General features: G+C 67.9%; 18 protein-coding genes and 1 tRNA gene. 6 read left to right on the top strand and 13 right to left on the bottom strand.

The window, feature by feature from the left end:
- Nucleotides 1–12 precede the first annotated feature (12 nt).
- Complete coding sequence (gene polA / locus ACLM5J_RS18040; RefSeq protein ID WP_413657922.1) at nucleotides 13–2,694, bottom strand: DNA polymerase I; 2,682 nt, start codon at nucleotides 2,692–2,694, stop codon at nucleotides 13–15.
- Between the two features lie 54 nt (nucleotides 2,695–2,748).
- Here polA and ACLM5J_RS18035 point away from each other — a divergent pair, with 54 nt between their 5' ends.
- Nucleotides 2,749–3,207: a hotdog fold thioesterase gene (locus ACLM5J_RS18035; protein WP_413657920.1), complete on the top strand. Its 459-nt coding sequence runs from the start codon at nucleotides 2,749–2,751 to the stop codon at nucleotides 3,205–3,207.
- Between the two features lie 3 nt (nucleotides 3,208–3,210).
- On the opposite strand, the gene ACLM5J_RS18030 is transcribed toward ACLM5J_RS18035, so the two are convergent.
- The gene (locus ACLM5J_RS18030; RefSeq protein ID WP_413657918.1) at nucleotides 3,211–3,765 is read right to left on the bottom strand and encodes an N-acetyltransferase family protein; all 555 of its coding nucleotides are present in this window, start codon (nucleotides 3,763–3,765) and stop codon (nucleotides 3,211–3,213) included.
- A 317-nt stretch (nucleotides 3,766–4,082) separates the two neighbouring features.
- Here ACLM5J_RS18030 and ACLM5J_RS18025 point away from each other — a divergent pair, with 317 nt between their 5' ends.
- The 4 genes from ACLM5J_RS18025 to ACLM5J_RS18010 are packed head-to-tail and all read left to right on the top strand — an operon-like array spanning nucleotide 4,083 to nucleotide 8,138.
- Nucleotides 4,083–5,414, top strand: coding sequence for an ABC transporter permease subunit (locus tag ACLM5J_RS18025; protein WP_413657916.1), 1,332 nt, complete (start codon nucleotides 4,083–4,085; stop codon nucleotides 5,412–5,414).
- Nucleotides 5,415–5,427: 13 nt separating this feature from the next.
- Nucleotides 5,428–6,426, top strand: coding sequence for a branched-chain amino acid ABC transporter permease (locus ACLM5J_RS18020; RefSeq protein WP_413657914.1), 999 nt, complete (start codon nucleotides 5,428–5,430; stop codon nucleotides 6,424–6,426).
- Nucleotides 6,416–7,378 carry an ABC transporter ATP-binding protein gene (locus ACLM5J_RS18015; RefSeq protein WP_413657912.1) on the top strand — a complete coding sequence of 321 codons (963 nt, stop codon included), beginning with the start codon at nucleotides 6,416–6,418 and terminating at the stop codon, nucleotides 7,376–7,378. The genes ACLM5J_RS18020 and ACLM5J_RS18015 overlap by 11 nt, the downstream gene beginning before the upstream one ends.
- Nucleotides 7,371–8,138, top strand: a complete 768-nt coding sequence (locus tag ACLM5J_RS18010) for an ABC transporter ATP-binding protein (RefSeq protein WP_413657910.1) — start codon at nucleotides 7,371–7,373, stop codon at nucleotides 8,136–8,138. Before ACLM5J_RS18015 ends, ACLM5J_RS18010 begins: the two co-directional genes overlap by 8 nt.
- Nucleotides 8,139–8,267: 129 nt before the next feature.
- Here the strand turns inward: ACLM5J_RS18010 and ACLM5J_RS18005 are convergent, their stop codons facing one another.
- Both ACLM5J_RS18005 and ACLM5J_RS18000 read right to left on the bottom strand, forming a co-directional pair.
- Complete coding sequence (locus ACLM5J_RS18005; RefSeq protein WP_413657908.1) at nucleotides 8,268–9,563, bottom strand: ABC transporter substrate-binding protein; 1,296 nt, start codon at nucleotides 9,561–9,563, stop codon at nucleotides 8,268–8,270.
- A 122-nt stretch (nucleotides 9,564–9,685) separates the two neighbouring features.
- Nucleotides 9,686–10,294, bottom strand: a complete 609-nt coding sequence (locus tag ACLM5J_RS18000; RefSeq protein ID WP_413657906.1) for an ANTAR domain-containing response regulator — start codon at nucleotides 10,292–10,294, stop codon at nucleotides 9,686–9,688.
- Between the two features lie 126 nt (nucleotides 10,295–10,420).
- Here ACLM5J_RS18000 and ACLM5J_RS17995 point away from each other — a divergent pair.
- Nucleotides 10,421–10,506 (top strand) — tRNA-Leu (locus ACLM5J_RS17995).
- A 65-nt stretch (nucleotides 10,507–10,571) separates the two neighbouring features.
- Here ACLM5J_RS17995 and pyk read toward each other — a convergent pair.
- The 9 genes from pyk to trpC all read right to left on the bottom strand — a co-directional run bounded on the left by pyk (nucleotide 10,572) and on the right by trpC (nucleotide 23,462).
- Nucleotides 10,572–11,987, bottom strand: coding sequence for a pyruvate kinase (gene pyk / locus ACLM5J_RS17990; RefSeq protein ID WP_413657904.1), 1,416 nt, complete (start codon nucleotides 11,985–11,987; stop codon nucleotides 10,572–10,574).
- Nucleotides 11,988–12,147: 160 nt separating this feature from the next.
- Nucleotides 12,148–13,605 (bottom strand): glutamate synthase subunit beta, encoded by a 1,458-nt coding sequence (locus ACLM5J_RS17985; protein WP_413657902.1) that lies wholly within the window; start codon nucleotides 13,603–13,605, stop codon nucleotides 12,148–12,150.
- 68 nt (nucleotides 13,606–13,673) lie between these two features.
- Complete coding sequence (gene gltB, locus ACLM5J_RS17980) at nucleotides 13,674–18,203, bottom strand: glutamate synthase large subunit (RefSeq protein WP_413657900.1); 4,530 nt, start codon at nucleotides 18,201–18,203, stop codon at nucleotides 13,674–13,676.
- Between the two features lie 202 nt (nucleotides 18,204–18,405).
- Nucleotides 18,406–19,203, bottom strand: a complete 798-nt coding sequence (locus ACLM5J_RS17975; RefSeq protein ID WP_413657898.1) for a VIT1/CCC1 transporter family protein — start codon at nucleotides 19,201–19,203, stop codon at nucleotides 18,406–18,408.
- Nucleotides 19,100–20,038, bottom strand: a complete 939-nt coding sequence (lgt, locus tag ACLM5J_RS17970; RefSeq protein WP_413657896.1) for a prolipoprotein diacylglyceryl transferase — start codon at nucleotides 20,036–20,038, stop codon at nucleotides 19,100–19,102. Before lgt ends, ACLM5J_RS17975 begins: the two co-directional genes overlap by 104 nt.
- Nucleotides 20,038–20,655, bottom strand: coding sequence for an SCO family protein (locus tag ACLM5J_RS17965; protein ID WP_413657894.1), 618 nt, complete (start codon nucleotides 20,653–20,655; stop codon nucleotides 20,038–20,040). The genes lgt and ACLM5J_RS17965 overlap by 1 nt, the downstream gene beginning before the upstream one ends.
- Complete coding sequence (gene trpA / locus ACLM5J_RS17960) at nucleotides 20,648–21,439, bottom strand: tryptophan synthase subunit alpha (protein WP_413657892.1); 792 nt, start codon at nucleotides 21,437–21,439, stop codon at nucleotides 20,648–20,650. Before trpA ends, ACLM5J_RS17965 begins: the two co-directional genes overlap by 8 nt.
- The gene (gene trpB / locus ACLM5J_RS17955) at nucleotides 21,436–22,656 is read right to left on the bottom strand and encodes a tryptophan synthase subunit beta (RefSeq protein ID WP_413657890.1); all 1,221 of its coding nucleotides are present in this window, start codon (nucleotides 22,654–22,656) and stop codon (nucleotides 21,436–21,438) included. Before trpB ends, trpA begins: the two co-directional genes overlap by 4 nt.
- A complete protein-coding gene (gene trpC / locus ACLM5J_RS17950; RefSeq protein ID WP_413657888.1) occupies nucleotides 22,656–23,462 on the bottom strand; it encodes an indole-3-glycerol phosphate synthase TrpC in 807 nt (268 codons plus the stop codon). Before trpC ends, trpB begins: the two co-directional genes overlap by 1 nt.
- Nucleotides 23,463–23,486: the final 24 nt, after the last annotated feature.

Here is a 23,486-nt window from a genome sequence, read left to right as displayed (position 1 = left end):
TCGACGCCGCGCTCAGTGCGCGGCTTCGTGCCAACTACGTCCGGTGCCGACGGAGACGTCGAGTGGGACCAGCAGGTCGGCGGCGCCGGCCATCTTCTCGCGGACCAACTGCTCCAACGCTTCCCGCTCGCCAGGAGCCACCTCGAGGACGAGTTCGTCGTGGACCTGGAGCAGCAGGCGCGAGGCCAGGCCCTGATCCCGCAGCGCCGAGCGGACATCGAGCATGGCGACCTTGATGATGTCGGCGGCCGAACCCTGGATCGGCGCGTTGAGCGCCATCCGCTCGGCCATCTCGCGCCGCTGACGGTTGTCGCTGGTCAGATCCGGCAGGTAGCGACGACGCCCCATGATGGTCTCGGTGAAGCCGCTCCGACGGGCCTCCTCTACGATACCGGCGAGGTAGTCGCGGATCCCGCCGAAGGTCTCGAAGTAGTCGGCCATCAGCACCCGGGCCTCGCTCGGCTCGATCCGCAACTGCTGGGAGAGGCCGAACGCCGAGAGCCCATAGGCCAGGCCGTAATTCATCGCCTTGATCTTCGCCCGTTCCTCGGTACCCACCTCGTCGGCGGAGATGCCGAAGACCTTGGCCGCGGTGATCGAGTGGAAGTCCTTGCCCGAGCGGAACGCCTCGATCAGGCCCTCGTCACCGGACAGGTGCGCCATGATCCGCATCTCGATCTGGCTGTAGTCGGCGGTCATCAGCGAGTCGTAACCGCTGCCGACCACGAACGCCTCACGGATCCGACGGCCCTCCTCGGTCCGGACCGGGATGTTCTGCAGGTTCGGGTCGGTGCTCGACAGGCGCCCGGTGGCCGCGATCAGCTGGTTGAACGTGGTGTGGATCCGCCCGTCCTCGGCGATCGTCTTCATCAGCCCCTCGACGGTCTGGCGCAGCCGGATCACGTCGCGGTGCCGCAGCAGGTGCAGCAGGAACGGGTGCTCGGTCTTCTCGAACAGACCCTGCAGCGCGTCGGCGTCGGTGGTGTAACCGGTCTTGGTGCGCTTGGTCTTGGGCATCCCGAGCTCGTCGAAGAGCACCACCTGGAGCTGCTTGGGCGAACCGAGGTTGATCTCCTTGCCGATCACCGCATACGCCTCGTCGGCGGCCTGCTTGACGGCGTCCCCGAACTGGCTCTCCAGCCCCTGCAGGTGGTCGAGGTCGACCGCGATGCCGGTCTGTTCCAGCTCCATCAGGGCACCGACCAGCGGCAGCTCGACCTCGTGCAGCAGGCGGGTCCCGCCGTGCTCCTCGATCTCGGTGGCGAGCACCTCGGCCAGCTCGACGGCGGCGTGGGCGCGCGCCATCGACGGCTCGACGTAGACGTCGGTCTCGTCGAACAGCAGACCCTGGTCCGTGCTGGCCGGGGCGTTGAGCTCGCGCTTCAGGTAGCGGACGCTGAGGTCGGCCAGGTCGTAGGAACGCTGGTCGGGCCGGACCAGGTAGGCACCGAGGGCGGTGTCGCTGGCCAGACCGTTGACGGTCCAGCCGTGAGCGGCCAGGGCCAGCATCGGCCCCTTCGCGTCGTGGAACACCTTGGGCCGGGAGGCGTCGGCGAGCCAATCGCCGAGCGCGGCGTCGTCGTCGGCGCTGAGCCCCTCGATGTCGATGTAGGCGGCCCTACCGGCCGCATCCGCGAGCGCGATGCCGTCGACCCGGCCGGTGCCGCTCCCCCAGACGCCACGGACGTGGACGCCGACCGGGCTGGAGTCGAGCTCGCTCAACCAGGCCCGGACGCCGTCGTGCTCCAGGCTCAGCCCGCTGACCGAGGAGGCCGACTCGACGACGTCCTCCTCCGACTCCAGCGTCTCGAAGAGCCGGTCCCGCAGCACCCGGAACTCCAGACCGTCGAAGAGGGTGTGCACCTCCTGGCGGTCCCACGGCTGCAGGGCCAGGTCGGCCGGAGCCAGGTCCAGCGGCAGGTCTCGGACCAGCGCGTTGAGCTGGCGGTTGCGGATCACGTCGGAGAGGTGGGCGCGCAGGTTCTCCCCCGCCTTGCCCTTCACCTCGTCGGCGCGGTTGATGATGTTGTCGAGACCGTCGTAGGTGGTGATCCACTTGGCCGCCGTCTTCGGTCCGACGCCGGGGATGCCGGGCAGGTTGTCGGAGTCCTCACCGACCAGGGCGGCGATCTCCGGGTAGCGGTGCGGCGGCACCAGGTACTTGGCCTCGACGGCGTCGGGCGTCATCCGGGCGAGCTCGGAGACCCCGCGCATCGGGTAAAGCACGGTCGAGTGCTCGGTCACCAACTGCAGCGAGTCCCGGTCGCCGGTGAGGATCAGGACGTCGAACTCCTCGGCCAGCGCCTGAGTGGTCAGGGTGGCGATGATGTCGTCCGCCTCGAACCCTTCCTTCGTCAGCCACTTGATCCGCAGCGCGTCGAGCACCTCCTGGATCAACGGCACCTGCGACTTGAACTCGTCAGGCGTCTTGTTCCGCTTCGCCTTGTACTCCGAGTAGGCCTCCAGACGGAACGTCTGACGCGACAGGTCGAAGGCCACCGCGACGTGAGTGGGCTGCTCGTCGCGAAGCACGTTGATCAGCATCGACGTGAAGCCGTAGACCGCGTTGGTGGTCTGCCCCGTCGTCGTGGAGAAGTTCTCCACCGGGAGCGCGAAGAAGGCGCGGTAGGCCAACGAGTGACCATCGAGCAGCAGGAGGCGGGGGCGGTTCGCGGTCTGGGGAGAGGAAGACACGCTCCGACTCTATCCAGTCCCGAGCCCGCTGGGCGCCTCGGCCACAATGAGGCTATGACCGATGCCACCACGCAGCCGAGCGCCAGCTCCGGCCAGATTCCGATCGCCGACCTCCTCGCCCAGATGCCGCACGGAATGGGCCGTCTCAACGAGACGATGGGGATCGAGCTGGTCGAGGCCGGACCCGACCGGATCGTCGCCACCATGCCCGTCGAGGGCAACACCCAGCCCTACGGGTTGCTGCACGGCGGCGCGTCGGTGGTGCTCGCCGAGACCCTCGGCTCGATCGGCGCAGCGCTGCACGGCTACCCCGACCGGATCGCCCTCGGCGTCGACATCAACGCCACGCACCACCGCGCCGCGGCGTCGGGCACCGTGACCGGGGTGGCTACCCCGTCGCACCTGGGCCGCAGCATGGCCACCTACGACGTGGTCATCTCCGACGAGCGCGGGCGCCGGGTCTGCACCTCGCGGATCACCTGCACGTTGGTTCCGGCAGACCGGATCAAGTAGCGCTCAGGTGCCTTCGCGCTGACGGCGGCGCTGGGCCAGCAGCGCGCCCATCGAGCGCGGCATCGGCTGCCCGCCGGACATCCGCCCCGGGGAGACCCGGGAGCGGACCAGGTGGGTGGCGCCGACCCGCTGAACGGCCAGCGGACCGAGCCCGAGCCGGGCCAGGAACCGGTGCGCCAACCGCGAGTTCGAGGTGGAGGCCGCGCGGATCTGAGTGATCCCGCGGTTCTCCGCCCACTGCACAGCTGCCTCGACCAGAGCCCGCCCGACGCCGTGACGGCGCAGCGCGGGGACCACGCAGGGGAACAACACGTTGACGGCGAGCTCCTGCTCGAACGGCGAACGCTGCTCGATCCGGAGGAAGACCGCTCCGGCGAAGACACCGTCGAACTCGGCGACGACGATCCGATCGCCGTCGACGGTGGCGACCTGCTTGATCAGTAGGCGCATGTCGTCGACCGGCGCCATCGAGCGCTGGACCTGCTCGGCCCAGAGCTCGGCCAGGGCTTCGGCGTCCTCGACGGAGGCTTCGCGGAGCGTGACTGCGGTACGACTCACGGGGCCTCCTCAAGGTCCAGAACTGAAAAACGGTCAGCGAACAGAGTACGCGTCACCCGAGGTGCTGTCAGCGCCCGGCTCCCGCCCTCTTGTCGCGCCCCGCGACCGGGTTCCGAGCACCTCCGCAACGTGACTATCGGCCAAAGGTCGTCGCTCCGAAGCCAGATCGTTGTCGTTCTGTTGCGCGAATCGTGCCGACACCTGAACAAAGGTCGGCTTAGTGTGGTGTGCGCCACACATCGGCGCGAGGCAGGAGACCTGAAACGTTGAGACCGATCACGCGAATCCCTGCACTAGCGCTCCTCGGGATGATCCTGGTGCCCCTTCTACTGCTTGTCGGCCCGGCCCAAGCGGCGGCACCGGCGAACGGTGCGCCGCAGGCGCCCGCGAACTGTGCGAAGGCTGACCGCGACGACGGCACGATCCATGTCCGGGTCTGCCTCCGTGACCGCCGCGGCAACGCCAACGACCCGGTCCCCGGGGTCACCGTGAAGGTCAGCGACCTGGACGGGAACCCGATCGGCGAGGCGATCTCGGACGCCGACGGTCTGGCCGACATCAACCTCGGCGAATCGATCGACGTCCTCGGCCAGCGCTATGTGATCGAGATCGACACCGCCACCCTTCCTGAGGGCACCGCCCTGCAGAACCCCAAGGACGTGAAGCGGACCACCCAGAAGTTCCAGCTGGAGACCGACTACTCGGTCACCTTCCCGATCGACGACAAGGTCGTCGAGCCGTCGGACTGGGATCTCGCGCTCAACCTGCTCGCCACCGGATTGGTCTACTCGGCGATCCTGGCGATGGCCGCCCTCGGCCTGAACATGGTCTTCGGCACCACCGGCCTCACCAACTTCGCTCACGGCGAGTTGATGACCTTCGGTGCACTGATCGCCTTCGCGGTCGACTCGCTGCCCGGCCAGATCTCGCTCTTCGGTCATGACTTCTCGGTGCTGGTGGCCTGTCTGGTCGGCTTCGTCGCCTCGGGCCTCTTCGGCTGGCTCAACGACAAGGGCCTCTGGGCCCCGCTCCGTCGGCGCGGCACGGGTGTGATCGCGATGATGATCATCTCGATCGGTCTCTCGATCTTCTTGCGCAACACCTACCAGTACCTGGTCGGTGGCGAGAACCGGAACTACAGCCAGTACACCGACCTGCAGCCGTACGAGATCGGGGCGCTGCGGATCACCAGCCTGCAGATCACCGTCTTCTGCATCGCGATCGGCGTGCTGGTCGCGGCCTGCTGCCTGCTGCAGTTCACCCGGCTCGGCAAGGCCACCCGGGCGGTGGCCGACAACCCGGCCCTCGCCGCCTCCTCGGGGATCAACGTGGACCGGGTGATCAACCGGGTCTGGATCTTCGGCACCGCGCTGGCCGGTCTCTCCGGCGCCCTGCTCGGCGTCACCCAGGGCTTCAACTTCCAGGTCGGCTACAAGGCGCTGCTCCTGGTCTTCGCCGCGGTCACCCTCGGTGGCCTCGGCACCATCTGGGGCGCCATCGCCGGCGCCTTCATCATCGGCATCTTCATCGAGCTCTCCACCCTGGTGGTGCCTGACGAGCTCAAGTACGTGGGTGCTCTCGTCGTCTTGATCGTGGTCCTGCTGATCCGGCCGCAAGGCATCCTCGGCAGACGAGAACGGATCGGGTGAGAGGAGTAACGACATGAACTTCAGTGACCTTCTCAGCGGCTCGTTCCAGCAAGGGCTGGGTACCAGCGCGATCGTCTACTGTCTGGCCGCGATCGGCCTGAACATCCACTTCGGCTACACCGGCCTGTTGAACTTCGGCCAGGCCGCCTTCATGGCGGTCGGTGGCTACACGATGGCCATGCTGGTGGTGCAGTGGGACGTCTCGCTCTGGCTGGCGATGCTCGTCGGCCTGGTGCTGGCGGCGCTGCTCGCCCTGCTGCTCGGCATTCCGACCCTGCGGCTGCGCGCCGACTACCTCGCCATCGTGACCATCGCCGCAGCGGAGATCGTCCGCCAACTCTACGGCTCGATCGCCCTGAAGAAGTACTTCGGCGCCCAGGACGGCCTGACCTCCTTCTCCGCCGACTTCCGAGCGCTCAACCCGTTCTCCGGGCCGGTGGATCTCGGGTTCGTGAGTTGGAGCAAGGACGACGCCTGGGTGGTCCTCGCGGGTTGGACCACGATCGCGCTCTGCTGCGTCCTGGTCTGGCTGTTGATGCGCAGCCCGTGGGGTCGCGTCCTCAAGTCGATCCGTGAGGACGAGGACGCCGTCCGCTCGCTGGGCAAGAACGTCTACGCCTACAAGATGCAGGCACTGATGATCGGCGGCATGATCGGTGCCCTGGCCGGCTTCTTCACCGCGCTGAAGAGCGCCGCGATGAACCCGACCTTCGTCGCGACCGACGTCACCTTCTTCGCCTACACGGTGCTGTTGATCGGCGGCGCGGCCAGGGTGCTCGGCCCGGTCGTGGGTGCGGTGATCTTCTGGTTCCTGCTGACCTTCCTCGACCTCTTCCTCAGCGCTGCGACCGACGACGAGGGCAGCGTGCTGATCCCCGAGGCGATCATGACCAACCAGCAGGCCAGCCTGATGCGCTTCATCGTGATGGGACTAGCGCTGATGTTGTTGATGATCTTCCGACCACAAGGCATCTTCGGCGATCGAAGGGAGCTGGCGATCGATGGCCGCTGAGACCAACCTGCCCACCAACCTGGAGGCCTCCACCGAGGAGGGCCGCGAGCGCTCGAGGGCGGCACGCGCCGCCCTGACCGACGTGGCCCGCGAGCCCGGCGCGAAGAAGCCGGACGCGATCCTGGTCGCCGACGGCATCGCCCGCTCCTTCGGCGGCCTGCAGGCGGTCGACGTGGAGCACCTGGAGGTCCAGCGGGGTGTGATCACCGCGCTGATCGGCCCCAACGGCGCGGGGAAGACCACCTTCTTCAATCTGCTGACCGGTTTCGATCGCCCGGACTCCGGGACCTGGAGCTTCAACGGCAAGACGCTGAACAAGGTGGCCGCCTACCGGGTGGCCCGGCTCGGCATGGTGCGCACCTTCCAGCTGACCAAGGTCCTCGCCAAGCTGACCGTGCTGGAGAACATGCGCGTCGCCGCCCGCAACCAGACCGGCGAACGACTCTGGGCCGCAGTCATCCCGAGCATGTGGCGCTCGCAGGAGACCGACAACACCGCGCGCGCCAAGGACCTGCTCCAGCGCTTCCTGCTGGACGGAAAGGCCGACGACTTCGCCGGTTCGCTCTCCGGAGGTCAACGCAAGCTGCTGGAGATGGCCCGGGCCCTGATGGTCGATCCGGAGCTGGTGATGCTGGACGAGCCGATGGCCGGCGTCAACCCGGCGCTGAAACAGTCGTTGCTGGGCCACGTGAAGTCGCTACGCGACGAAGGCCGCACGGTGCTCTTCGTCGAGCACGACATGGATATGGTCCGCGACATCTCCGACTGGGTGGTGGTGATGGCCCAGGGCAAGGTGATCGCCGAGGGCCCACCGGAGTCGGTGATGTCGGATCAACGGGTGATCGATGCGTACCTCGGCGCCCACCACGACACCAAACTGACCTTCGAGGCCGAGGAGAAGATCCTCGCCGCGGCACAGGACGAGATCGCCGAGGAGGCCAGCAATGAGTGAGATCACTCCCGAACGCGACGCCCACCTGAGCGCTGCCGAAGGTGCGCTGCTCCGGGCCGACGACCTGATCGCCGGCTATCTGCCCGGCGTCAACATCCTCAACGGCTCCGACCTCTACTGCCAACGCGGCGAACTGGTCGGCATCATCGGGCCGAACGGGGCCGGAAAGTCCACCCTGCTCAAAGCCCTCTTCGGACTGGTGAAGATCCATACCGGGTCGGTCACCCTGGACGGCGAGGACATCACCAACCAGCGCGCCGACAAGCTCGTCTCCGCGGGGATCGGCTTCGTCCCGCAGACCAACAACGTCTTCGGCAGCCTGACCATCCAGGAGAACCTGGAGATGGGCGTCTATCAGCGGCCCAAGACGTTCAGCGAACGGTTCGACTTCGTCTGTTCGCTCTTCCCGACGCTCGGCGAGCGACGCAGCCAACGTGCCGGCTCGCTGTCAGGTGGTGAACGCCAGATGGTCGCGATGGGACGAGCGCTGATGATGAACCCGTCGGTCCTGCTCCTCGACGAGCCGTCGGCAGGCCTCTCCCCCGTGATGCAGGACGAGGTCTTCGTCCAGACCCGGCGGATCAACCGGGCCGGGGTCTCGGTGGTGATGGTCGAACAGAACGCTGCGCGCTGCCTGCAGATCTGCGACCGCGCGTACGTGCTGGACCAGGGCCGCAACGCCTACACCGGGACCGGTGAGCAGTTGGCCAACGACCCGAAGGTGATCGAGCTCTACCTCGGCACCCTGTCGAAGGCCTGACGCCACTCCCGACCGCAGCTCGATGTGACCTCAGCGCGCAGATTCGTCCCGAATCTGCGCGCTGAGGTCACATCGAGCAAAGAAGAGGCCCGCCCCAGCGCTTGCGCTGGGGCGGGCCGCTTCCTTTGCTTACTCCAGGACGCCGGAGACGCTGTCGATCTGGGAGTACTTGTTGCCCTTGTACTCCTGGATACCGATCGTCGCCTTGTTCGGGCTACCGGTGTCATTCATGTCGGTCGGACCGGAGGCACCCTCGTAGTCGATGTCGGTACCGGCCTTGACCAGTGCGGAGCACTGCTCCCAACCGGTGCACTTCTCGCCGTCCTTGGACATCTCCACGATCTTGGCAGCGATCGCGCCGCCGTCGTCATCGCCAGCGGCCAAGGAGGCCAGCGCGATCAGCATCACGGCGTCGTAGGACTGCGGACCGTAGGTGTAGTCCTTCAACTTGCCGCCGTCAGCCACGCTGTCGAGCAACTTGTTGAAGCCCGGGTCCACCTCGGCGGGCGCCGGGAAGGTGCCCTTGACGCCGGTGAGGTCGAACTTCTGGTCGGAGTAGTCGGCCATGTTGCCGTCGACGAAGTACAGCTGAGCGTCCTTCGGGCCGACGCCCTTGGAGATCAGCTGCGGGACGATCTTGGTGGTCTCGTTGAAGGAGACCAGCACGATGGCGTCCGGCTTCGCGGCGGCCACCTTGTTCACCTCGGCCGTGAAGTTCTCGGCGTCGGCGTTGTAGAGGATGAACTCCGAGACGGTGGCGCCCTTCTCCTCCAGCGTGGCCTTGACCTGCTCGGCCAGACCCTCGCCGTAGGCGTCCTGACGGGCCATCACCGCAACGTTGCTGTGTCCGTCCTCGACGGCCATGTTGCCGATCACCTGGCCCTGGAGCCGGTCGGACGGCGAGGTCCGGAAGTAGAGACCCTTGTCGTCGTAGGTGTCGAACGCCGCTGCGGTGTTCGCCGGGGAGAACATCACCTTGCCGGCGTTGACGATCTTGTCGATCACGCTCAGCGAGACACCGGACGCCGCAGCACCGACGATGACGTCAGCACCCTGGTTGAGGAGCTTGTCGGTCGACGCACCGGCGATATCGGGGGTGCCGTCACCGGAGTCGGCCTTCACCTGGGTGATCTGCTGACCGTCGACGCCACCCGCCTTGTTGATCTCGTCGATGGCGAGCTGCACGCCGGCGAACTCCGGCGGGCCGAGGTAGGCCAGGTCACCGGTCTGTGGGAGCAGGGTGCCCACCACGAGCTTGCCGTCGCCCTTCTTCGCGGCCGGCGAGGACGAGTCGGACGTGTTCTTGTCGGAGCCCGACGAACCCGAGTTGTTGTCGTCACCGTCATCGGATCCACAGCCGGCCAATGCCAACGAGCCGACCAGCGCGACCGTGGCAATCCCGGCGAATGTCTTGCTGCGTTTCATGAAGCCTCCGGTTGTTCTACACCCGGCGGGGCACCGCCGAATTGACTCGAAACTACTGCCAATTCAGCCGTGAACAGTGACCTATATCACCTCGTTGTGAAGTTGTGACCTCCGGGTCACCCCTAGCCGCGATCCGCCAGCCCGGAGCCGTGCTCCACCACGCCGTCGGCGACCTGGCGCATCGAGAGCCGCAGGTCCATCGCGGTCTTCTGGATCCACCGGAAGGCGTCGGGCTCGCTCAGCCCGAGTTCCTTCTGCAGCACACCCTTGGCGCGGTCCACCGCCTTGCGCGTCTCGAGACGCTCGGAGAGGTCGGCGACCTCGCTCTCCAGCATCTGCAGCTCGGCGAAGCGGCTCAGCGCCATCTCGATCGCCGGCACCAGATCACTGCGCGAGAACGGCTTGACCAGATAGGCCATCGCACCGGCGTCTCGGGCCCGCTCGACGAGTTCACGTTGCGAGAAGGCGGTCAGGATGACCACCGGCGCGATCCGCTGCGCGGCGATCCGCTCTGCCGCGGCGATGCCGTCCAGCTTGGGCATCTTGACGTCACAGATCACCAGATCCGGGCGGTGCTCCTCAGCCAGCTCGACAGCACGTTCACCGTCTGCCGCCTGCCCGACCACGTCGTAGCCCTCCTCGGCGAGCATCTCGGCCAGATCCATCCGGATCAGGGCTTCGTCCTCAGCGATGACGACGCGGCGAGCGATGGACGACGCACTGGAGTTCACTCGGACAGGCTAAATCATCGACGCCCGATGCACGTCACGAAGGCGCACCACACCAACGCAGAGAGATCCGTTCGCGCCGGGTCGATATGTCGAACCGCACCTCGATCCGGTAACATCTGGCGACGCGCCGGGTTGGTGGAACGGCAGACACGATGCACTCAAAATGCATTGCTCGAAAGGGCGTGTGGGTTCGAATCCCACACCCGGCACCACAACAGACAGAAGGCCCGGACCGATCGGTCCGGGCCTTCTGCGTCGTGCGGAGACCGGTACTGGCTCAGGCGTTCGAGCCGAGCTTGTGCACCCGCACCATGTTGGTCGAACCGGGCACGCCGGGCGGCGTTCCGGCGATGATCACCACGGTCTCGCCCTCCCCCAATCGGCCGATCGAGAGCAGCGCCTCGTCAACCTGGAGGACCATGTGGTCGGTGTGCTCGACAGCCGCCGTCCGGAAGGTCTCCACGCCCCAGGTCAGCGCCAACTGGCAGCGCACCTTCTCCTCGGGGGTGAAGGCCAGGATCGGGATGGTGGTCCGGAGCCGGGCCAGCCGGCGAGCCGAGTCGCCGCTCTGCGTGAAGGCGACCAGGTAACGAGCGCCCACCCGCTCGGCGACCTCTGCAGCCGCCTTGGCGATCACACCTCCCGTGGTCCGCGGCTGCCAGTCGATGGCGGCCATGTGCTCGCGGTTGTGGTCCTCGGCAGCGGTCAGGATCCGCGCCATCGTGCGCACCGTCTCGATCGGGTAGGCACCCACGCTGGTCTCTCCCGAGAGCATGACCGCGTCAGCACCGTCTATGACGGCGTTCGCCACGTCGTTCGCCTCAGCCCGGGTCGGGGCGGGCGAGCCGATCATCGACTCCAACATCTGGGTGGCCACGATCACCGGCTTGGCGTTGCGACGCGCCTTCTCGATCACGGCCTTCTGGATGAAGGGCACCTCCTCCAGCGGGCACTCGACGCCGAGGTCACCGCGGGCCACCATGATCCCGTCGAACGCCTTGACGATCTCGTCGATGTTCTCGACCGCCTGCGGCTTCTCGATCTTGGCGATCACCGGGACCCGGATGCCGACCTCGTCCATCACCGCGCGGACGTCGTCGACGTCGGCGGCGTTGCGGACGAAGGAGAGCGCGACGAAGTCGACGCCCAGGCCGAGCGCGAAACGCAGGTCGGCGATGTCCTTCTCCGACATCGCCGGCACCGAGACCGCAACACCGGGCAGGTTGATCCCCTTGTGGTTGCTGACCGGGCCCGGCACCTCGACCACCAGAGTGACCGTGTCGTCGCTGACGGCGGTGACCCGGAGTCGGACCTTGCCGTCGTCGATCAGCACCGGGTCGCCGACCGAGACGTCGCCCGGTAGGCCCGCGTAGGTGGTGGAGGCGATCGTCGCGTCGCCGAGGATGTCGCGCGTGGTGATCTGGAACTGGGCGCCGACGGCCAGCTCGACCGGCCCGTCGGCGAAGTTGCCGAGACGGATCTTCGGGCCCTGCAGGTCGGCCAGGATGCCGACGCCGCGGCCGCTCTCGGCCGACGCTGCGCGGACGAGGTCGTAGACAGACTGGTGATCGGCGTGGGTGCCGTGGCTCATGTTCAGACGGGCAACGTCCATGCCCGCTTCGACAAGGGCCTTGATCACCTCCGGAGTTGATGTTGCAGGACCCAGGGTGGAGACGATCTTTGCTCTTCGCACGTGTTTAACCCTACTCGTCCCATGTGACACGTTGGTTACGGTCCGCCCAACGTATGACGTCCGCCCCCACGTGCGGACGTCATACGAACCGAGCACCCGCCTCCCCGCGACGCATGACGTCGCGGGGAGGCGGGTGCGGGGTACTGCTGGTCGGCCTCGTTCAGGCCATCAACGGCCGAGCCGTCGGCGGGATCGGTGCCGGCAGGTTGGTGGCACCGGTCAGGAACCGGTCCACCGAGGCGGCCGCGGACCGCCCCTCGGCGATCGCCCACACGATCAGGGACTGGCCGCGACCGGCGTCCCCGGCACAGAAGACGCCGTCCACCGAGGTGGCGTAGCCGTTGTCGCGCTTCACGTTGCCGCGCTCGTCGAGCTCGACGCCGAACTGCTCGACCAGGCCCTCACGCTGCGGGCCGACGAAGCCCATCGCGAAGAGCACCAACTCGGCCGGGATCTCCCGCTCGGTGCCCGGCACCGGCTGGAACTTCGCGTCCACCTCGACCAGGCGCAGCGCCCGGACGTTGCCGTCCTCGTCGCCGAGGAACTCCGTGGTGGAGACCGCGTAGACCCGGTCGCCACCCTCCTCGTGCGCCGAGGAGACCTTGAAGGTCATCGGGTAGGTCGGCCACGGCTGGCCCGCCGGACGCTCGGTGCCCGGCCGAGCCATGATCTCCAACTGGGTGATCGACGCCGCGCCTTGGCGGATCGAGGTGCCCAGGCAGTCGGCGCCGGTGTCACCGCCACCGATGATCACGACGTTCTTGCCGGTGGCCAGGATCTGGTCCTCGACCTCTTCGCCGACCGCCACCCGGTTCGCCTGCGGCAGGAACTCCATCGCCTGGTGGATGCCACCGAACTCCCGCCCCGGGACGGGGAGGTCGCGCGGCAGGGTCGAGCCGATGGTCAGCACGACGGCGTCGAACCGGTCGCGCAGATCGTCGGCGGAGATGTCCACACCCACGTCGACGCCGGCCCGGAAGACCGTGCCTTCGCGGCGCATCTGGTCGAGGCGACGGTCCACGTGCGCCTTCTCCATCTTGAACTCAGGGATGCCGTAGCGCAGCAGGCCACCGATCTTGTCGGCCCGCTCGTAGACGGCCACGGTGTGTCCAGCGCGGGTCAGCTGCTGGGCGGCAGCCAGTCCGGCCGGGCCGGAGCCCACCACGGCGACCCGCTTGCCGGTCAGCCACTCCGGTGCCTGCGGCGTCACGCCACCGCTCTCGAAGGCACGATCGATGATCGAGACCTCGACGTTCTTGATGGTGACCGGATCCTGGTTGATGCCGAGCACGCACGCCGTCTCACACGGAGCCGGGCAGAGGCGACCGGTGAACTCCGGGAAGTTGTTGGTCGCGTGCAGGCGCTCCATCGCGCCGGTCCAGTCGTCGCGCCAGACCAGGTCGTTCCACTCCGGGATGATGTTGCCCAGCGGGCAGCCCTGGTGGCAGAACGGGATACCGCAGTCCATGCACCGCGACGCCTGCTTGGAGATGATCGGCAGCAACGCGCGGCCGATGCCGTCGGGGTAGACCTCGTTCCAGTCCTTGACCCGCGTCTCGACGGGACGGCGGGACGCAACCTCGCGCCCCTCCTTCAGGAAACCTTTGGGATCAGCCATCGCAGGCCTCCTTCGTCGGCCTGCTCAGGCTGGCCATGCTGCATTGAATGTCCATGTGCTCGCTTCGCTCACCCATGGAGTACCTCCATGATTCGGGCCGAAGCCTCGTCCTCGGTAAGGCCAGCGGCGAGCGCCTCGTTGCGCGCGTCGAGCACCTTCTTGTAGTCACGCGGCATGACCTCGGTGAACCGAGCCACACTCGCCTCCCAGTCAGCCAGCAGCGCCTGAGCCACGTCGGACTCGGTCTCCTCGAAGTGCTTGGTCACCAGTTCCTTCAGCTCGTCGGCGGCGGCGCCACCGAGCGGGCTGAGGTCGACCAGCTCCGGGTTGACCCGGGCCCGGTCGAGGTCGAGCACGTAGGCGTAGCCACCCGACATGCCTGCCGCGAAGTTACGGCCGGTCGGACCGAGCACGACGACACGACCGCCGGTCATGTACTCGCAACCGTGGTCCCCCACGCCTTCCACGATCGCCGTGGCGCCGGAGTTGCGCACGCAGAACCGCTCACCGGCCTGGCCCCGCAGGAAGACCTCACCCGAGGTGGCGCCGTACCCGATGGTGTTACCGGCGATCACCTGCGCACCGGCCTCGAAGGTCGAAGCGCGATCCGGGCGGACCACGATCCGACCACCCGAGAGGCCCTTGCCCACATAGTCGTTGGCGTCGCCCTCCAGGCGCAGCGTGATCCCGGCCGGCACGAAGGCACCGAACGACTGACCAGCAGAACCGGTGAAGGTGATGTCGATCGTGCCCTCGGGCAGACCGGCACCCCGATACCGCTTGGTGACCTCGTGGCCCAGCATCGTGCCGACGGTGCGGTTCACGTTGCAGACCTCGACCTGCGCGCGCACCGGCTCACCGTTCTGGATCGCCGGCTGGGCGATCTTGATCAGTTCGACATCCAGTGCCTTGTCCAGGCCGTGGTCCTGACCGGTGGTGTTGTGCAGCGCGGCGCCGGCCGGCAGCTCGGGAGCGTGCAGCACCGGGCTGAGATCCAGGCCGGACGCCTTCCAGTGCGAGACCGCACGGTCGACGTCGAGCGCACCCACCTGGCCCACCGCCTCCTCGATGCTGCGGAAGCCCAGCTCGGCCAGGATCTCGCGCACCTCCTCGGCGATGTAGGTGAAGAAGTTCTCGACGAACTCGGGCTTGCCGCTGAACCGGTCGCGGAGCACCGGGTTCTGGGTGGCGACTCCCACCGGGCAGGTGTCGAGGTGGCAGACCCGCATCATGATGCAGCCGGAGACCACCAGCGGAGCGGTCGCGAAACCGAACTCCTCGGCACCGAGCAGCGCCGCGATGACGACGTCCCGACCGGTCTTGAGCTGGCCGTCGGCCTGCACCACGATCCGGTCCCGCAGCCCGTTGAGCAGCAGGGTCTGCTGGGTCTCCGCGAGACCCAGTTCCCAGGGGCCACCGGCGTGCTTGAGCGAGGTCAACGGCGACGCGCCCGTACCACCGTCGTGGCCGGAGACCAGGACGACGTCCGCGTGCGCCTTCGAGACACCGGCCGCGACCGTGCCCACACCGACCTCGGAGACCAGCTTCACGTGCACCCGTGCCGACGGGTTGGCGTTCTTCAGGTCGTGGATCAGCTGGGCGAGATCCTCGATCGAGTAGATGTCGTGGTGCGGCGGCGGCGAGATCAGGCCGACGCCCGGGGTGCTGTGCCGGGTCTTGGCCACCCACGGGTAGACCTTGTGACCGGGCAACTGGCCACCCTCACCAGGCTTGGCACCCTGCGCCATCTTGATCTGGATGTCGTCGGCGTTGGTCAGGTACTCGGAGGTGACGCCGAAGCGACCCGAGGCGACCTGCTTGATCGACGAGCGACGGGCCGGGTCGTAGAGGCGCTCCGGGTCCTCGCCACCCTCACCGGTGTTGGACTTCGCACCGAGCCGGTTCATCGCGATCGCGAGGGTCTCGTGTGCCTCCTGGCTGATCGAGCCGTAGGACATCGCGCCGGTGGAGAACCGCTTCACGATGGCCGAGACCGGCTCGACCTCGTCGATCGAGATCGCCTGGCGACCGAGCGCCGCGGCATCCTTGAACGTGAAGAGGCCACGCAGGGTCATCAGCCGCTCGGACTGCTCGTTGACCCGCTCGGTGTACTGCTTGAAGACGTCGTAGCGTCCGGCCCGCGTCGAGTGCTGCAGACGGAAGACGGTCTCCGGGTCGAACAGGTGCGGCTCACCTTCACGCCGCCACTGGTATTCGCCACCGATCTCCAACTCGCGGTGCGCCGGAGCGATCCCACTGGCCGGGTACGCCTTGGCGTGGCGCAGGGCCACCTCCTCGGCGATGACGTCGATGCCGATGCCACCCAGCTTGGAGGTGGTGCCGGTGAAGTACCGGTCGACGACCTCCTGGGAGAGGCCGACCGCTTCGAAGATCTGCGCACCGGTGTAGGAGGCGACCGTGGAGACGCCCATCTTGGACATCACCTTGAGCACGCCCTTGCCCAGCGACTTCACCAGGTTCTTGACCGCGATCTCGGGGTCGGTGGTGACGTAGTAACCCTCGCGCGCCAGGTCCTCCACGGACTCCATCGCCAGATACGGGTTGACCGCTGCCGCGCCGAAGCCGACCAGCAGGGCCACGTGGTGGACCTCGCGGACGTCGCCGGCCTCGACCAGCAGCCCGACCTGGGTCCGGCTCTTCTCGCGGACCAGGTGGTGGTGGACCGCCGCGGTCAGCAGCAGCGACGGGATCGGCGCGAGTTCGGCGTTGGAGTGCCGGTCCGAGAGCACGATGATCCGGGCACCGTCGGCGATCGCCTGGCTGACCTCGGCACAGATCTCCTCCAGGCGCGCGGCCAGAGCGGCACCGCCGCCCTCGACCGGGTACAGACCGCGGGCCACGTGGGTCCCGAAACCGGGGCGCTCGCTGTCGCGGTTGAGGTGCCGGATCTTGGCCAGGTCGTCGTTGTCGATGACCGGGAACGGCAGCACGATCTGGCGGCACGAGTCGGCGCTCGGCTCCAGCAGGTTCGACTCCGGGCCGATCGAGCCGAAGAGCGAGGTGACCAGCTCTTCGCGGATCGCGTCCAGAGGCGGGTTGGTGACCTGCGCGAACAGCTGCGCGAAGTAGTCGAAGAGCAGCCGCGGCTTGGCCGACAGCGCCGCGATCGGCGAGTCGGTACCCATCGAGCCGATCGCCTCGGCGGCGGTGTTCGCCATCGGGGTGAGCAGCACCCGCAGCTCCTCCTCGGTGTAACCGAAGACCTGCTGACGGCGGGTGACCGAGGCGTGCGTATGCACGATGTGTTCGAGGTTCGGGATGTCGTCGAGCTTCAGGATGCCGCCGTCGAGCCACTCCTGGTAGGGGTGCTCGGCCGCCAGCGCCGACTTGATCTCGTCGTCGTTGATGATCCGGTGCTCCGCGGTGTCGACCAGGAACATCCGGCCCGGCTGCAGCCGACCCTTGCGGACGATCGAGGCCGGGTCGATGTCGAGCACGCCGACCTCGGAGGCCAACACGACCAGGCCGTCGTCGGTGACCCAGTAGCGGGCCGGGCGCAGACCGTTGCGGTCCAGCACGGCACCGATCTGGGTGCCGTCGGTGAAGACGACGCAGGCCGGGCCGTCCCAGGGCTCCATCACGGCGGAGTGGAACTCGTAGAACGAGCGGCGGGCCGGGTCCATCTCGGCGTGGTTCTCCCACGCCTCGGGGATCATCATCAGCACCGAGTGCGGCAGCGAACGGCCGCCGAGGTGGAGCAGCTCCAGGACCTCGTCGAAGGAGGCCGAGTCGGAGGCGTCCGGCGAGCAGATCGGGAAGAGCCGCTCCAGGTCACCCGGGATCTCGTTGGATGCCAGGAGGGCTTCGCGGGCTCGCATCCAGTTCCGGTTGCCCTTGACGGTGTTGATCTCACCGTTGTGCGCGATGTAACGGAACGGGTGGGCCAGCGGCCAGCTCGGGAAGGTGTTGGTGGAGAAGCGCGAGTGGACCACACCCATCGCCGAGGCGACCCGCTCGTCGACCAGGTCGGGGAAGACCTGGTCAAGCTGCTCGGTGGTCAACATGCCCTTGTAGGCCAAGGTGCGCGAGGACAGCGACGGGAAGTAGACCCCGGTCTCCCGCTCCGCACGCTTGCGCAGGCAGAACGCGAGGCGCTCCAGCTCCATCCCGGTCTGCGCGGCGTCGCCGCTCACGAAGAGCTGGACGAAGCTGGGCATGCAGGAGAGCGCGGTGGCGCCGAGCGACTCCGGGTTGACCGGAACCTCACGCCAGCCGAGAACGGTCAGGCCTTCGGCCACGGCGATCTTCTCGATCGCGGTCCGGGCCTCGGCGACCTCGCCGTCCGAACCCGGGATGAAGGCGGTGCCCACGGCGTAGGCGCCCTGAGCGGGCAGCTCGAACCCGGCTACCGCGCGCAGGAAGGCGTCCGGAACCTGGATCAGGATGCCGGCACCGTCGCCCGAGTTGGGCTCAGCGCCAGCGGCGCCACGGTGTTCGAGGTTACGGAGGGCAGTCAGGGCCTTGGCCACAACGTCGTGGCTGGCCTCACCGGTCAGGGTGGCGACGAAGGCAACACCGCACGCGTCGTGCTCGTGCTGGCCGTCGTACAGACCCTGGGGCGGCGGGAATGCGTGCATGGCATTCTCCCGTCATCTGCGCCTGCCACGGCTCAATGCCGCGACATGGCGGACTGGGCAGTGCAAGATGGTGGAGCTCGCAGGGGACGACGTTGGCCCGAACGGAGGGACAGCGTAGCACCTGGATACGTAGTTGTAGACGCCGCGAAACCTCAGCGACACATCACCGTGACTCGAATCTCACCACCCCGACCCCGCTGGTTCAGCCCAGACCGGTGCCCACCAGCGAGCCGATCCCCCAGGTCAGCGCGAACGCCGCGCCGCCCAGAGCCGCCTGGCGCAGGCCTCCGAACCACCAGGGCCGCGACGTCAATCGGGTCACCACGGCGCCACAGCCGAAGAGCGCGACCAGGGTCAGCACGAGCGCGAAGAGCACGTTCGGAAAACCCAGCAGGTACGGCAGCAGCGGCACCACGCCACCGAGGGTGAAGGAGATGAAGGAGGAGACCGCGGCCAGCATCGGAGAGGCCAGGTCGTCGGGATCGACGCCGAACTCCTCCATCGAGTGCACCGCGACGGCCTTGTCGACGTCACGGTGGACCTGCCGGGAGACCTCGTCGGCCAGTTCGGCCTCCAGACCCTTGGCCCGCAGTGCGTCGGCCAGCTCGGCGCGCTCGGCCTCCGGGTTGGCGATGATCTCGCGCCGCTCGATCGCGATCGCGCGTTCGGCCGCCTCACTCTGACTGGCGACTGAGGCGTACTCCCCCGCCGCCATCGAGAAGGCACCGGCCGCCAGACCGGCGAAGCCGGCCAGCAGGACCGCCTTCGACGCGCCGCCCTGGGTACCTCCGGCGACGCCGGCGATCAGTGCTGCGTTGGAGACCAGGCCGTCCATCGCCCCGAAGACCGCCGGCCGGAGCCAGCCGCCGTCGAGGTCATGGTCGTGGGACGCCGGCTCAGTCGGAGTCGGACGATCGGGCCGGGTCCGACTCCGATGCGGAAGATTCTTCGGCTTCGTCGACGGTTGCGGCGGCGTCGACTGACTCAGTTCCTGGTCCACGCCCCTCACGGTAGACCTGAGCCTCGCGGCCGGGGAAGCGTCGGTTGGAATAGACGAACCAGGCCAGGGCCAACGCGAACAGAATGATCGAGGTCCAGACGTTCCAGCGCAGGCCGCCGACGTCGTCGAGTTGGACGTTGTCGATGCGCAGGCTCTCGATCCAGCCGCGGCCCAGGGTGTAGGCCATCACGTAGAGCGCGACCATCCGGCCGTGGCCGATCTTGAACCGGCGATCCAGCCAGATCAGCAGCGCGAAGGCGCTTACGTTCCACAGGGCTTCGTAGAGGAAGGTCGGGTGGAAGAGCGTCCCGGCGGCGTACCCGGCAGCCTCCGCGACCTGGTCGCTGACCTCCAGGCCCCAGGGCAGATCGGTGGGCTTGCCGAACAGCTCTTGGTTGAACCAGTTACCGAACCGGCCGATCGCCTGGGCGACCAGGACACCGGGAGCAAGGGCGTCCAGCACGGGCAGCACCCGCAGGCCCATCACCCGGGCGCCGATCACCACACCGAGCGCACCCATCGCGATACCGCCCCAGACGCCGAGCCCACCGCGCCACACGTAGAGCGCCGTGATCGGGTCCTTGCCCTCACCGAAGTAGAGCTGCCAATCGGTGGCCACGTGGTAGAGCCGGGCACCGACGATGCCGAACGGCACCGCCCAGATCGCCAGGTCGGCGATCTGGCCCTTCTCTCCCCCGCGCGCGACCCAACGCCGCTCGCCGATCCAGATCGCCGCGAGCACTCCCGCCACGATGCACAAGGCATAGCCGCGGATCGGCACCGGTCCTAGGTGCCAGATCGACTCCGCGGGGCTGGGAATGCTCCAGACGCTCATCAGCTCTCCTTCACCAGCAGGGTGAGGTCTTCGGCCAGTACCGCGGCCGAGGTGTCCTGTTTCCAGAAGTACGGAACCTGATCATCGCCGTCGACCAGGAAGATCTGCGTGCCGTGGGTGACGTCGTAGCCGCCGCCCGGCAACTTCTTACCCTTCTGCCACGCCACGTGGAACCCCTCGGCGGCCGCGCGCAGCGGCTCGATCTTTCCGGTCAGCCCGATGAAGCTCGGGTCGAACCGGTTCAGGTAGCCGCTGAGTGCCTGGGTGGTGTCGCGGGCCGGGTCGGTGGTCACGAAGACGACGTCGACCTTTTCGCGCACCTTGTCGTCGACCCGGGTCAACGCCGAGGCGATGTTCGACATCACCATCTTGCAGATGTCGGGACAGTTCACGTAGCCGAAGAAGACCAGGGTGAACGGCTTCGTGGAGTCCTCGGTCAGCGAGTAGTCGCCACCGGTGGTCGCCATCAACGAGACCGGCGGGACCTGGTACGGCGTCTCGGTGATGTCGACGGCGCTGATCTCACCGTCGGGCTCCGTCGAGGAACAGGCGCTCGCCAGCAGGCCGAGCGCCAGTACGGCACCGACCAGCCGGGTCCGGAGTCGGCGTTCAGCCACGGCGGACGCCCTGCGCCAGGTCCTCGGTCAACCTGGCCAGTTCCTTCAGACCGGCGGCCCGGTCCGGCGTCTGCAGGGCCCGTACGAAGGCCGAACCGACGATCACGCCGTCGGCGAACTTCGCGACCTCGGCCGCCTGGTCGCCGTTGGAGACGCCCAACCCGACGCCGACCGGGAGGTCGGTGGTCGCCTTGGTCCGGGCGACCAACGGGCCGGCCAGATCGCTGGTCGCCTCGCGCGCCCCGGTCACGCCCATCACCGCGGTGGCGTAGACGAAACCGCGGCAGTTGGCGGTGGTCATCGCGATCCGCTCGTCGGTCGACGACGGCGCGACCAGGAAAATCTTGTCGAGATCACGAGCGTCTGCTGCGGCGATCCACTCCGGCGCGTAGTCCGGGGTGATGTCGGCGGTGATCAGGCCGGAGCCACCGGCGGAGGCTAGGTCGGTGGCGAACCGCTCGACGCCGTAGGCCTCGACCGGATTCCAGTAGGTCATCACCACGGTGGCCACGCCGGTCGCGGCGACAGCCTCGACGGTGCGTAGCACGTCGGTGATCCGGATCCCGCCCTCCAGCGCCTGCTGAGCAGCGGCCTGGATGGTGGGGCCGTCCATCACCGGATCGGAGTACGGCAGACCGATCTCGACGACGTCGACGCCGGCCGAGACCATCGTCTTGATCGCTTCGATCGACCCGTCGATGTCCGGGAACCCGGCCGGGAGGTAACCAACCAGCGCGGCTCGGCCCTCGGCACGGGCCTTGTCGAATGCGGGCTTGACGCTCACTGGTCGTCTCCCTGTCCCAGGTTGAAGTACTCGATCGCAGTGCCCATGTCCTTGTCACCGCGGCCGCTGAGGTTGATCAGCAGGATCGCCTCGTCGCCCTTCTCCTCGCGGAGCTTCGGGGCCATCCGCAGGGCACCGGCCAGCGCGTGCGACGACTCGATGGCGGGGATGATGCCTTCGCTGCGTGCCAGCAGCGCCATCGCGTCCATCGCCTCGGCGTCGGTGACCGACTCGTAGGCGACCCGGCCGATCCGGGCCAAGTGCGAGTGCTGCGGGCCGACGCCCGGGTAGTCGAGTCCGGCCGAGATCGAGTGCGACTCGATGGTCTGGCCGTCCTCGTCCTGGAGCACGAAGGTGCGGGCCCCGTGCAGGACGCCACTGGCGCCGGCACCGATCGTCGCGGCGTGCCGCCCGGTCTCGACGCCGTCGCCGCCGGCTTCGAAGCCGTAGATGGCGACCTCGGGATCGTCCAGGAATCCGGCGAAGAGGCCGATCGCGTTGGAGCCGCCGCCGACACAGGCAGCGATCGCATCCGGCAGTGCGCCGTACTGCTCCAGGCACTGGGCCCGGGCCTCGTCACCGATGCCGCGACAGAAGTCGCGGACCATGCTCGGGAACGGGTGCGGTCCGGCAGCGGTGCCGAAGAGGTAGGCGGTCTCGTCGACCGTGGCCACCCAGTCGCGCAGCGCTTCGTTGATCGCGTCCTTCAAGGTCGCGCTGCCGGAGTCGACCGAGACCACCTTGGCGCCCAGCAACTGCATCCGGGCCACGTTGAGCGCTTGCCGACGGGTGTCGACGGCGCCCATGTAGACGGTGCAGTCGAGACCGAAGTAGGCCGCGGCGGTGGCACTGGCGACACCGTGCTGGCCGGCGCCGGTCTCGGCGATCACCCGGGTCTTGCCCATCCGCTTGGTGAGCAGGGCCTGACCCATCACGTTGCGGATCTTGTGGGCACCCGTGTGGTTGAGGTCCTCACGCTTGAGCAGCACCTTGACGCCGACCGCCTCGGAGAGCCGCTCCGCGTGGTACAGCTTCGACGGCACTGCGGCGTAGTCGCGCAGGATCCGGTCGAACTCACCGGTGAACTCCGGGTCGGCCATCGCGCCGCGCCAGGCGACGTCCAACTCGTCGAGAGCCGCGACCAGGGCCTCGGGCATGAACCGCCCACCGAAGTCTCCGAAGAATCCGCGCTCGTCGGCGTCGAATCGGGTGCTCATCACGCTCCTGCAGGGTTGGGGCTGCTGGCGCGGACCGCGCTCAGTGCCCGGGTTGCGGACTCAGGGTCTCCGTCCTTGACCAGCGCTTCGCCGACCAGCACCACGCTGGCGCCCTCGTCGGCGAACCGCTGCACATCAGCCACACCGGTGATCCCGGACTCGGCGACCCGGACCCGGTCATCGGGGATCAACGGAGCGAGCCGGGCGAAGGTGTCGTTGTCGACGGCGAGGGTCTTCAGGTTGCGCGCGTTGACACCGATCAACTCGGCGCCCAGGTCGACCGCACGGCGGGTCTCCTCGGCGTCATGGACCTCGACCAGGACCGTCATCCCGAGGCTGCGCGCCTCCTCGTGCAGGCGGGTCAACAGCGACTGCTCGAGCGACGCCACGATCAACAGGATGAGGTCGGCCCCGGCGGCGCGGGCCTCGTGGATCTGGTACTCGGTGACCATGAAATCCTTGCGCAGCAAGGGCGTCTCAACCGCCGCACGCACCGCGCGCAGGTCGTCCAGCGATCCCTTGAAGCGACGCTCCTCGGTCAAGACGCTGATCGCGGCAGCGCCGCCCCGGCTGTAGGCCGAAGCCAGCGCGGCGGGGTCGGTGATCTCGGCGAGCGCACCCTTGCTGGGGCTGCTCCGCTTGACCTCGGCGATCACGCTCATCCCGCTGCCGCGGAAGTGCGGCATCGGGTCACGCGGGGCCGGGGCCGCGGCTGCAAGCGCGCGGATCTCGTCGTCGCTGATCCTGGCCTGGCGCTCGGCCAGATCCAGACGGACTCCGGCGACGATGTCGTCGAGCACGGACATGCAGGGAACCTCCCGTTGAGAATC

It is taken from the genome of Nocardioides sp. Bht2, from assembly GCF_047308515.1.
Taxonomy (GTDB): domain Bacteria; phylum Actinomycetota; class Actinomycetes; order Propionibacteriales; family Nocardioidaceae; genus Nocardioides.
Note: the sequence above shows the minus strand (reverse complement) of the source record. Positions and strands in the feature narration are given on the sequence as shown.

Excerpts from the sequence above, each read along its gene's own strand:
- ACLM5J_RS18035 (WP_413657920.1), top strand. The coding sequence starts at position 2,749 with ATGACCGATGCCACCACGCAGCCGAGCGCCAGCTCCGGCCAGATTCCG.
- ACLM5J_RS18020 (WP_413657914.1), top strand. The coding sequence starts at position 5,428 with ATGAACTTCAGTGACCTTCTCAGCGGCTCGTTCCAGCAAGGGCTGGGT.
- ACLM5J_RS18015 (WP_413657912.1), top strand. The coding sequence starts at position 6,416 with ATGGCCGCTGAGACCAACCTGCCCACCAACCTGGAGGCCTCCACCGAG.
- ACLM5J_RS18010 (WP_413657910.1), top strand. The coding sequence starts at position 7,371 with ATGAGTGAGATCACTCCCGAACGCGACGCCCACCTGAGCGCTGCCGAA.
- ACLM5J_RS18005 (WP_413657908.1), bottom strand. The coding sequence starts at position 9,563 with ATGAAACGCAGCAAGACATTCGCCGGGATTGCCACGGTCGCGCTGGTC.
- ACLM5J_RS17985 (WP_413657902.1), bottom strand. The coding sequence starts at position 13,605 with ATGGCTGATCCCAAAGGTTTCCTGAAGGAGGGGCGCGAGGTTGCGTCC.
- gltB (WP_413657900.1), bottom strand. The coding sequence starts at position 18,203 with ATGCACGCATTCCCGCCGCCCCAGGGTCTGTACGACGGCCAGCACGAG.
- lgt (WP_413657896.1), bottom strand. The coding sequence starts at position 20,038 with ATGAGCGTCTGGAGCATTCCCAGCCCCGCGGAGTCGATCTGGCACCTA.
- trpB (WP_413657890.1), bottom strand. The coding sequence starts at position 22,656 with ATGAGCACCCGATTCGACGCCGACGAGCGCGGATTCTTCGGAGACTTC.
- trpC (WP_413657888.1), bottom strand. The coding sequence starts at position 23,462 with ATGTCCGTGCTCGACGACATCGTCGCCGGAGTCCGTCTGGATCTGGCC.